The sequence below is a fragment of the Stenotrophomonas sp. TWI1409 genome (assembly GCF_039673015.1).
Lineage (GTDB): Bacteria > Pseudomonadota > Gammaproteobacteria > Xanthomonadales > Xanthomonadaceae > Stenotrophomonas > Stenotrophomonas maltophilia_A.
The window spans coordinates 63,271-73,631 of the sequence record NZ_JBDJKU010000014.1 but is presented as its reverse complement, the minus strand read 5'-3'; the positions used below and the strand labels follow the sequence as shown (position 1 = coordinate 73,631).

Sequence of the window (10,361 nt, the reverse complement as noted above, 5' to 3'; positions counted from 1 at the left end):
GCTGAATGCCGGCCAGCGGCCGGCACTACCACGCCTCCGTCTTGACCTCTTGATCTATTGACCTCAACCATTGTTGAGGTGCGATAACAGTCTCCCCACGGCCAGCCCTCTTGGCCTTCCCCACGGAGATTGCTTCGATGTCGTACTCGCTTCCCCCGCTCCCCTATGCCTATGACGCCCTCGAGCCGCACTTCGATGCGCGCACGATGGAAATCCACCACAGCAAGCACCACCAGACCTACGTCAACAACCTCAATGCCGCCATCGAGCAGGCCGGCATCGCCGAGCAGCCGGTCGAGGCGCTGATCGCCAACCTCGATGCAGTGCCCGAGGCGCAGCGTGGCGCGGTCCGCAACAACGGCGGTGGCCACGCCAACCACAGCCTGTTCTGGACCGCACTCAGCACCAACGGCGGCGCACCCGATGATGAACTGGCCGCCGCCATCGACCGCGATCTGGGTGGCTTCGATGCCTTCAAGGAGGCCTTCACCAAGGCCGCGCAGACCCGCTTCGGCAGTGGCTGGGCCTGGCTGACCAGCGATCGCGACGGCCGCCTGAAGGTTGAAAGCAGCGCCAACCAGGACAGCCCGCTGATGGGTGCAACGGTCGGCCTGTCCGGCAATACCCCGATCCTCGCACTGGACGTCTGGGAACACGCCTACTACCTGCACTACCAGAACCGTCGCCCGGACTACATCGGTGCGTTCTTCAACATCATCAACTGGGCCGAGGTCGGCCGGCGCTACCGCCAGGCCAGGGCCTCATGAGCGGCGAGACACTGCCGTACGCCGGGCCGTGGGCGGGGGTATTCCCCGCCCCGGCCCCGGTGCCGTCGGTCGAGATGCCGCCGCGGGCACTGCGGCGGCTGCTCGGCCACTTTCCTACCGGCGTGGCCATCGTCTGCGCGCGCGATGCGCAGGGCAAGCCCATCGGCCTGACCATCAATTCGTTCGTGCCGGTGTCATTGCAGCCGCCACTGGTGCTGTGGAACCTGGCGTTGCACGCGCAGAGTCTTTCCACCTTCCAGCGCGCCACCCGCTTTGCGATCAGCGTGCTGGCGGCCGACCAGGAAGCACTGGCCCGGCGCTTTGCCGATCCGCAGGTACGCAACCGCTTCGACGGTCTGGCATTGCTGGATGACGACGAGGACGCCCCGCCACGCATCGCCGGTGCGGTAGCGCATCTCACCTGCACCCGCCATGCGCAGTGGCCGGTAGGCGATCACCTGCTGCTGGCCGGCCGCATCATCGAAGTGCACGAGAACGGCGGCGCGCCACTGCTGTTCCATCGCGGCCGCTTCCAGCCGGGACCGGCCGAGCTGCTGGTGGAGGTGCGCTGATGAACATCGAGGCTCTGGAATGCATGCTGGCCAGCGGCAAGGACGGCGCGCTGCTGCGCTTCGGCCTGGGCAAGGGCTGGCTGGATGCCGGCAACCCGGTGCGCGCAGCGACCCATCTGGGCCGTTGCGTGGTCCTTGATCCGCAGTATTCGGCAGCGTGGAAGCTGCTGGGCAAGGCCTGGCTGGCCAGTGGCCAGCCGCAGGCGGCGCGCGAAGCGTGGCAACGCGGTTTGAGCGTGGCCGGCAGCAAGGGCGACCAGCAGGCACGCAAGGAAATGCAGGTATTCCTGCGACGCCTGGACCGCGAGCGGGCGGATCTGGCGAAAGCGGACTGAGTCGATCAGCCCGCGTTGGCCGATGCCGGTGCGGACATGATGTCCGACATCGGCAGGCGGCGCGGCTTGCTCGGGAACGCGTGGCGCAGGATGCGCCAGACCACCTGGCCGAACTGGCGCGGCAGCGAGCCGTTGTTGTAGTGCTGGCCGTAGCGGCGGCAGATGTCCTTCACTTCCTTGGCGATGGCCGCATAGCGGTTGGCCGGCAGGTCCGGGTAGAAGTGGTGCTCGATCTGGTGGCTGAGGTTGCCCGACAGCACGTTGATCAGGAAGCCGCCGCTGATGTTGGACGAACCGCGCAGCTGGCGCAGGTACCAATGGCCGCGCGACTCATTGCGCAGGCACTCCTTCGGGAAGGTTTCCGATTCGGCGGTGAAGTGCCCGCAGAAGATGATCACGTAGGTCCAGATGTTGCGCAGGCCGTTGGCCACCAGATTGCCCAGCATCACGGTGAGGAAGAACGGGCCGGCCAGCAGCGGGAAGAACACGTAGTCCTTCAGCACCTGACGGGCCATTTTTCGCGCCACCGGGCGGGTCTGCATCCACATCGCACGGCCACTGATGCGGCCCTTCAGCCAACGGCCCAGGCGCAGGTCCTGCGCGGCCACGCCCCACTGGAACAGCAGCGCGAAGATCGGCGCGATGATCGGCTGCAGCAGGTAGAACGGCTTCCAGCGCTGTTCCGGGAAGATGCGCAGCAGGCCGTAGCCGATGTCATCGTCCATGCCACGCACGTTGGTGTAGGTGTGGTGGCGGAAATTGTGGGTCTTGCGCCAGTTGTCGGCGGTGGCAACGATGTCCCACTCGTAGGTGTTGCCGTTGAGCTTGGGGTCGCCGGTCCAGTCGAACTGGCCGTGCATGACGTTGTGGCCCAGCTCCATGTTCTCCAGGATCTTCGACAGCGCCAGCAGCAGCGTGCCGGTGATCGCGGCCGGCCACAGCAGCGGCACCCAGAACAGTGGCGAGAACGCCGCCAGGAACAGCAGGCCACGGCCACCCACGCCGAACCAGCGCACGGCGGCGGCCACGCGGCGGATGTAGCGGGTATCGGAGGCGCCGAGGCTGCCGATCACACGGTCGCGGATCGCGTCGAGTTCCTCACCGAAGGCATGCATCTCGGCAGTACTCAGGGCACGGTCGGTAGCGCGGGTCATGGCAGGCGTCCTCAGAGATCCAGGGTCAGGTCGGTGGTCGGTGCGCTCACGCAGATCCGCACGGGCTGTGCCGATTCGGATTGCAGGTCGCCGGTGCGCAGGTGGCGGGTGGCGCCACTGACGCGGTCACAGCTGCAGCTGTTGCAGATGCCCATGCGGCAGCCGTGTTTGGGCTTGATGCCATGGGCTTCGAGGCTTTCCAGCAGCGAGCGGCCACGCGGTACGCTCAGCTGGCGGCCACTGCGCGCAAGCGTCAGCGACACCTCACCTTCGCTGCTGGCATCGCGCAACGGCGCCGGCGGGGTGAAGGCTTCGGCCTGGAAGCCGGCCACCTGATGTGCCAGGCGTTCACGCGCGGCGGCAACGAAGCCGTCCGGGCCGCAGGCCAGCACATGGCGCTGCGCCACCGGCGTGTCATCGCCGGCCACCTGCAGATCATGGGTATCGATACGCGCGGCCGGCACCTCACCCTCGCGGGTGGTCAGCAGGTGTACGCGCAGGTTCGGATGCGCTGCGGCCAGCCCCTGCAGTTCATCACGGAACTGCAGATGGGCAGCGGTGCGCTCCCAGTAGAACAGGTCCACCGGCGCCGCCAGCGGGCGCTGGCAGGTGTCGCGCAGCAGGCTGCGCATCGGCGTGATGCCACTGCCGGCCGCCAGCAGCAGCACTGGCGCCGCGGCCGGCATATGGAATTCGCCGAAGGCGGCATCGAGGCGGAATAGTTCGCCCGGCTGCGCATGATTGACCAGATGCTGGCTGACCCGGCCGCCATCGATCGCCTTGACGGTGATCGCCAGCTCGCGCCGACCGAGTGCGGTGGGGCTGTAGCTGCGCTGCCACAGGCGCCCTTCAATCTCGACGCCGAGAGTGACGTGCTGGCCAGCGCGCATGCCGGCCCAGTGCCGGTTGGTGCGCAGGACCAGGGTCGCCGCGCCCTCGCCGGCCGGCTCGCGCCGGACCAGGCGGGCCACCGGCTCGCGCAGGGTCCACAGGGGATTGAGCTGGCCCGCCCAGAAATCGAACAGCGACGGCGAGACCCAGCGGTACGGAGAGAACAGGGACGGACGGACGACAGCGCTCATGGGCGCACTATACGGGCGCACATACACCTGTGTATACATGTGTATATTGAACCGGATTGGGTATGATTCAGCCTCGCCCCACCGGAACCCCCATGGCCGCCGCCACCGCCTTGTCGACGCCCGATGCCAACAGCCCGGCCCGCCGTACGGTGAGCCGCGAGGATCTGCTGGCTGCTGCCCTGAAACTGATCGGGCCGCACCGCAGCCTGTCCACGCTCAGCCTGCGCGAAGTGGCACGTGAGGCTGGCATCGCGCCGAACAGCTTCTACCGGCAGTTCCGCGACATGGACGAACTGGCCGTGGCGCTCATCGATGCGGCCGGCCGCTCGCTGCGCACCATCATCGGCGAGGCCCGGCAGCGCGCCACCTCCACCGCCACCAGCGTGGTGCGGGTCTCGGTGGAGACCTTCATGGAACAGCTGCGCGCCGACGACAAGCTGCTGCACGTGCTGCTGCGCGAGGGCGCGGTCGGCTCGGACGACTTCAAGCACGCGGTCGAACGCGAGCTGCACTATTTCGAGGAAGAGCTGCAGCACGACCTGGTGCGCCTGGCCGCACTGGATGGCGCCGTACTGCATGCCCCGGAACTGGTGGCCAAGGCCATCACCCGGCTGGTGTTCGCGATGGGTGCCACCGCCATGGACCTGCCGCCGGAGAAGGATCCGGAGCTGGTCGAGCAGATCTCCACGATGATCCGCATGATCATCGTCGGCGCCCGTACCCCCGCCGCGTTCCGCCGCGGCTGATCGAGGCCCCTGGGTCGGACCCCTTTCCAGAGGAAAGGGCTCTGACCCGCCCCAGCTCCATGAAGCCCGCCACGCAGCGCCACGGCGCCGATGAACTGTGGCCGCTGTCCCGGATTTAGATTGCAGATGCGCAGTTTGAGCATCCTGCACGCGCCATTCACTGCGCTCTCACGTACGCTGAATTATTCAGACAACGCGCTCCATTCAGTTTGGTGAGTTATTGAACGGGGTTTGAATCCGGCAAGTACCGCTGCAGTCGTTTCAGATTAATTGCATGGCCCAGGCAAGACCCGATCCGCACAGTGCCGCCTTCGGTCCTGCGGATGCAGGTCTCACCCCAATAGGCTTCAAGGAGAAACACCCATGCGCATGATGCAGTTCACGCCGAAGTTTCCTTCCACGCTTGTCCGATCACGGCTGGCACTTGCACTCGCCGGGCTGATTCTCGTGCCCTCCATGGAGGCCGCGGCCGTTGATCTGAACAACGGCGCGTCCGCTACGGTCGTTCCGGGCCATGTCTGGGTCGGGCAGGACTTCACGCTCCGCAGCAATTCGCATCTGACCGTCGATGGCACTCGCGTCGGCAGAGTAAATTCGCAGGATTCGACAGTCACGCTCAGTAACGCATCCGCCGGCCTGGTCTCGTTGATGGATTCCGCCGGCGACATCCGAGGCAGCACGCTGGCCGGCCTGAACACCAGTGCATTTCTGTCCAACCCGACATCGGCGCGCACAGTCATCGCCATTTCAAACAGCCGCGTCGAAAGTCCTTTTACGGCTTCGCGCATTTCGGGTGGCGGAACCATCCGTGCCTCATCGACGGCCTTTGCTGGCGATGTGCACGGCGTCCTGATGCTGGCGGGCATTCTGGAATTACGCAGCGGCTCTTCTGTCGTCGGCGCGCAGGATGGCATCGACAGCAGACACAACGCCGGTGGCCAGCCCGCCATGGGCCCAGATGGGTGGTACGTACTTGTCGATGGCTCTTCGGTGGAAGGAACCGCTGGCGCAGCGCTCAGCGCGAATACTCAGGGCTCAGCTCCGCAGGTCAACCGCTTCATTGTGCAGAACGGCGCCACGCTGAAGGGTGGCAACGGCAACCTTCTGCAGGCCAATGCAGGTGCCCTGTTCGACTTTAGCGGCCGAACTTCCACGCTGGCCGGGAACTTCACCATTGCCGATACCGCCAGCGGCACGCTGCGCTTCCTTGACGGCCTCGACCTCACCGGCCGCATCCTCGGCCCGGCCGATGTCATCGTCGACCAGGGCGGTCGCTGGACGCTGTCCGGCGACAGCAACACCGGCAACCTCACCCTGGGTGCAGGCAGCAATATCTTCCTCGGTGCTGCGGGTACGGCGGCCTATCCGCAGCTGACCGTCAACGGCAACTACGCCGGCAACGGCGGCACCCTGCACTTCAACACGGTGCTGGCCGGCGACGACGCAGCAAGCTCGCGCGTGCATGTCACCGGCAATACCAGCGGCACCACCCAGGTCACCGTCAACAACATTGCCGGCGCTGGTGCACAGACCGTCAATGGCATTCCGTTGATGCAGGTGGACGGTGCCAGCAATGGTCACCTCGCGCTGCAGGGCCGCGCCATCGGCGGCATGTACGAGTATTTCCTGCGCAAGGGCACTCCGGGCGCGACCAACGGCAACTGGTACCTGACCTCGGCCTACACCGGCAATCCATGCGATATCAATCCGTCGCTGCCGGAGTGCCAGGGCACTGGTCCGGTGGATCCGGTCGATCCTGTTGACCCGGTCGATCCGGTCGATCCGGAGGACCCGGTCAATCCCGTCGATCCGGTCCCCGTGCTGCGTCCGGAGCCGGGCGCGTACCTGGCCAACCAGGCCGCGGCCGTGCAGATGTTCCAGCTGCGCCGCCACGACCGCGGCGAGCCCGGCTTCGACCGCGCCCGCATCGGCACCTGGGTGCGCGCCGGGCGTGACCAGCTGCAGGCGAACGTGGCCGGCCAGGTTGACGCCCGTACCCACATCAACACCCTGCAGTTGGGCAGCGATGTCTGGCGTTGGGGCGATGGCCGTGGCCAGGTCGGCGTGATGCTGGGCACCGGCGAGGCGACCACGCAGGCGGTGTCGACGCTGAGCGGCTATGGCACGCGCGGCAAGGTCAAGGGCAAGTCGGCCGGTGTCTACCTGGGCTGGGTGCAGGATGCACAGAGCAGTGCCGGCCTGTATGTGGACGGCTGGCTGCAGGCGGCACGCTTCGACAACGAGGTGCAGGGCGAAGGCATCGCCCGCGAGACCTACGACTCCAGGACCCGCAGCGCATCGCTGGAAGCCGGATATGCGTGGGCCATCCGCAGCAGTGAGGCCAGCACGCTGTACCTGCAACCGCAGGCGCAGCTGACCTGGACCGACTACGACGGCGACAGCCTGGTCGAAAACAATGGCACCACGGTCGAGGATGGCCGCGGCGGCGGCCTCAACAGCCGCCTCGGCGTACGCCTGTTTGGCCAGAGCACGCTGCAGGGCAACCGCGTGCAGCCGTTCCTGGCGGCGAACTGGCTGCGTGGCCAGCGCGATGAGGCCATGCGCTTCAACAGTGAGTCGTTGAGCGCGAAGACGCCGGAGAACCGCTACGAAGTGCAGGCCGGTGCCCAGCTTCAGCTGGGCCAGCGCTGGAGCGCATGGGGTGACCTGCGTGTACAGCGTGGCGACAGCGGCTATCGCAACCACGGTGCCCAGGTCGGCCTGCGCGCCGCCTGGTAAGCCCCTCGCCGCCCCGGGGCCAGACCGGGGCGGCGTTCCTCGATTTCGATCGCACCCTGCCGGGCATGACATCCGGCAGGGTTCTGGCGTTGATTTGTAATGTTATAACACCGTCGTCCGCGATGTTCTGATCCTGCTTTCGGCTTCGTGATTGCACGGACTTATTTATATAGCCATTGCTATATCTATAACCCTCTGCTTTCATACGCGTCAGCCAGGTCGCCCTCGCCGCCTTTCCTCTCCCAAGGACGACGCCCTCATGCCCGTTTCCAGACCCCTTTCCCGCCGGCTGCCTCTGGCTGCCGCCATCGCCCTGACCCTGCCGCTGCCTGCGCTGGCAGGCACACCGAAGCCGACCGAGCTGGACCGTGTGCAGGTCAAGGTCAGCACTGCCACCCGCAGCGAACGCCTGCTGTCCGATGTCCCGATCCGCACCGAAGTGCTGCGCAAGGAAGACATCGCGCTGCGCGCGGCCACTGACTTCTCGCGTGCCGCAGAGCTGATCAACGGCCTGCGCGTGGAAAGCAACTGCCAGAACTGCAACACCAGCGAGGTACAGCTGCTGGGCCTGCCCGGCGCCTACAACCAGCTGTTGTTCGATGGCATCCCGCTGCTGTCCACGCTGGGCAGCGTGTACGGCCTGGAACAGATCCCGGCCGGGTTCGTCGACCGCATCGAAGTGGTCAAGGGCGGCGGCTCGGCGCTGTACGGCCCGGGCGCGGTGGCCGGTGTGATCAACCTGATCCCGCCACTGCCGGCGCGCAGCGGCGGCCATGTGCAGGCCGGCGTGGATGTGCTGAAAGGCACGCCGCAGAAGAATGCCGATGTGCGCCTCGACCTGGTGGCCAAGGATGCCGACGCCGGGCTGTCGGTGATTGCCCAGCGCAACTGGAACAGCGGCATCGACTACAACGGTGACGGCTACACCGAGATCACCCGCAAGAACCTCAAGGTCGGCGGGCTGCAGGCCTGGTATGCGCCCACGCCGGGCACGCGGCTGCGCCTGGACCTGCAGGTGACCGATGAAACCCGCCGCGGCGGCAACCGCCTGGACCAGCCCGAATACCTGGCCAACATCGCCGAATCGCTGGATACGAAGTACCGCCGAGGCAGCGTGTCGTGGGATCAGGAGATCAATGCCGACGTTGATTTCCGCCTGGCCTATGCCTTCGCCGACATCGACCGTGACAGCTTCTATGGCGGCCTGGGTGACGTGGTCTCCGATCCGTCTGCGCCTGGCTATGACCCGTCGCAGCTGGATCCGAACGTAGCCGGCAGCGCCGCCTCACGCTCATGGCGCCAGTACGGCCGCACCCACAACCCGCTGCACTACATCGACAGCCAGTTGAACTGGCGGTTGGGTGCGCACGCGCTGGCCTTCGGCGTGCAGTACAAGCACGAGTCACTGCGCGACGACAACCGCACCGGTGACGGGCAGCGCCTGGCAGTGCTGGAGGATGCCACTTTCCACAACCTGGGCGCCTTCATCCAGGACGAGTGGAGCCTGCGCGACAACGTCGACCTGGTGCTGGGTGCGCGCGTGGACAAGAGCTCGGAGCTGGACAGCGCGGTGTTCTCGCCGCGCATCGCGCTGGCCTGGCAGGCCACGCCCAACCTGAAGTGGCGGGCAGGCGTTGCCACTGGCTTCCGTGCACCGGAAATCTTCGTCGAGGATGTGCATGTCGATACGCTGGGTGGCGAACAGGTGCGCGTGCGCAACACCGACGGCCTGAAGGAAGAGCGCGCGTTGACCACCCTGTTCGGCTTCGACTGGCGATCTGACCCGGCCAATCCGGTGTGGAGCTGGGATGCCACCGCCTCGTATGCGCGCATCCGCGACACCTTCGCACTGGGCGAGATCCAGCGCGGCGATGACGGACAGCTCAGTCAGCTGCGCTACAACGCGTCCGGTTCCAACGTGCTGGGGGCGGAAACCAACCTGGGCTGGCAGCCGTCGCCACAGTGGCGCCTGACCGCGGGAGCCTCGTGGTACCGCTCGCGCTTCCGCGAACCGCAGCGCATCTTCGACGACACCGGCGACGGCGGCGACACCGTGATCGAAAGCCGGGACTACCTGAAGACCCCACGCTGGACCGGCCTGGCCCAGCTCAGCTGGATGCCGGCCGAGCCGTGGGAGACCTTCGTCGCGCTGCGCCACACCGGGCCGATGTCGGTGCTGAACAACCGGCTGGGCGAACTGCACCGCACGCGTTCATTCCTGGTGACCGATCTGGGTGCGCGCTGGCACCGTCACCTGGGCGCGCAGGCGCAGCAGGAAGTGTCGGTGGCCGCAGGCGTCAAGAACGTGTTCGACCAGCGCCAGAAGGATCTGGAGGTGGGTGCGTTGCGTGACAGCGACTATGTCTATGGGCCGCGCTTCGCGCGCTCGTGGTACGTCAACCTGCGCTATGCGTTCTAAGCCGCTACGAGCGTTGTTGCTGGCCTGTGCCGTGCTGCTGGCCGCACCGGCGATGGCTGCGGACCTCCACGCGCAGGTCTCGGCCTCGCTGGTGCGGCCGGATCAGCGCTCGCTGCGGCCGATGCAGTGGTCATCGCCACCGAAGCTGGTGGCGTTGTACTTCGGCGCCGACTGGTGCGCGCCCTGCCATGCCTTCGTACCCACACTGCGCAGCGTGCGTGACGCATTGCGCGAGGCCGGCGCCGATACCGAAGTGGTGTACGTCAGCCTGGATGAGAGCGAGGCCGCGCTGCGCCGCTACATGCACGCGCAGGACATGCCGTGGCCGGTGCTGGACCCGCGCCGTGCCGCGCGCATGCCGGCACTGCAGGCATTGGCCGGGCTGGCACCGCCGAATCTGGTGCTGATCGATGCCGACGGCAAGGTGCTGGCCAATGGTTGGCAAGGGCGCCGCTACGAAGGCCTGCAACCGGTGTTGAAGGAATGGGCGAAACACGCGTGCGCGCAGCAGCAGGCCCATTGTCCGCCCGATCTGTAGAGTCGAGCC

At 66.6% G+C, this 10,361-nt stretch carries 10 protein-coding genes; 7 read left to right on the top strand and 3 right to left on the bottom strand.

The features are described from left to right. Positions 1 to 137 precede the first annotated feature (137 nt). Genes ABE423_RS06940 through ABE423_RS06930 form a run of 3 tightly spaced genes read left to right on the top strand, consistent with a single transcriptional unit; the run spans position 138 to position 1,674 of the window. A complete protein-coding gene (locus tag ABE423_RS06940) occupies positions 138 to 767 on the top strand; it encodes a superoxide dismutase (RefSeq protein ID WP_346485527.1) in 630 nt (209 codons plus the stop codon). Then, a complete protein-coding gene (locus ABE423_RS06935) occupies positions 764 to 1,339 on the top strand; it encodes a flavin reductase family protein (RefSeq protein WP_033833194.1) in 576 nt (191 codons plus the stop codon). Before ABE423_RS06940 ends, ABE423_RS06935 begins: the two co-directional genes overlap by 4 nt. Continuing rightward, a complete protein-coding gene (locus ABE423_RS06930) occupies positions 1,339 to 1,674 on the top strand; it encodes a tetratricopeptide repeat protein (RefSeq protein ID WP_346485525.1) in 336 nt (111 codons plus the stop codon). Before ABE423_RS06935 ends, ABE423_RS06930 begins: the two co-directional genes overlap by 1 nt. A gap of 5 nt (positions 1,675 to 1,679) precedes the next feature. On the opposite strand, the gene ABE423_RS06925 is transcribed toward ABE423_RS06930, so the two are convergent. Both ABE423_RS06925 and ABE423_RS06920 read right to left on the bottom strand, forming a co-directional pair. After that, entirely contained in the window at positions 1,680 to 2,828 is a 1,149-nt protein-coding gene (locus tag ABE423_RS06925) for an acyl-CoA desaturase (protein WP_346485523.1), read from the bottom strand. An 11-nt stretch (positions 2,829 to 2,839) separates the two neighbouring features. Next, positions 2,840 to 3,910 carry a ferredoxin reductase gene (locus tag ABE423_RS06920; protein WP_346485521.1) on the bottom strand — a complete coding sequence of 357 codons (1,071 nt, stop codon included), beginning with the start codon at positions 3,908 to 3,910 and terminating at the stop codon, positions 2,840 to 2,842. Between the two features lie 92 nt (positions 3,911 to 4,002). Here ABE423_RS06920 and fabR point away from each other — a divergent pair, with 92 nt between their 5' ends. After that, the gene (fabR, locus tag ABE423_RS06915) at positions 4,003 to 4,656 is read left to right on the top strand and encodes an HTH-type transcriptional repressor FabR (RefSeq protein ID WP_346485520.1); all 654 of its coding nucleotides are present in this window, start codon (positions 4,003 to 4,005) and stop codon (positions 4,654 to 4,656) included. A 347-nt stretch (positions 4,657 to 5,003) separates the two neighbouring features. On the opposite strand, the gene ABE423_RS06910 is transcribed toward fabR, so the two are convergent. Then, on the bottom strand, positions 5,004 to 5,444 hold the full coding sequence (locus ABE423_RS06910) for a hypothetical protein (protein WP_346485518.1): 441 nt from the start codon (positions 5,442 to 5,444) through the stop codon (positions 5,004 to 5,006). Positions 5,445 to 5,646: 202 nt separating this feature from the next. Between ABE423_RS06910 and ABE423_RS06905 the strand changes: the two genes are divergently transcribed. The 3 genes from ABE423_RS06905 to ABE423_RS06895 all read left to right on the top strand — a co-directional run bounded on the left by ABE423_RS06905 (position 5,647) and on the right by ABE423_RS06895 (position 10,352). Next, complete coding sequence (locus ABE423_RS06905; protein ID WP_346485516.1) at positions 5,647 to 7,395, top strand: autotransporter outer membrane beta-barrel domain-containing protein; 1,749 nt, start codon at positions 5,647 to 5,649, stop codon at positions 7,393 to 7,395. A gap of 259 nt (positions 7,396 to 7,654) precedes the next feature. Further along, the gene (locus ABE423_RS06900) at positions 7,655 to 9,814 is read left to right on the top strand and encodes a TonB-dependent receptor (RefSeq protein ID WP_346485514.1); all 2,160 of its coding nucleotides are present in this window, start codon (positions 7,655 to 7,657) and stop codon (positions 9,812 to 9,814) included. After that, positions 9,804 to 10,352: a thioredoxin-like domain-containing protein gene (locus ABE423_RS06895; RefSeq protein WP_346485512.1), complete on the top strand. Its 549-nt coding sequence runs from the start codon at positions 9,804 to 9,806 to the stop codon at positions 10,350 to 10,352. Before ABE423_RS06900 ends, ABE423_RS06895 begins: the two co-directional genes overlap by 11 nt. Positions 10,353 to 10,361 lie beyond the last annotated feature (9 nt).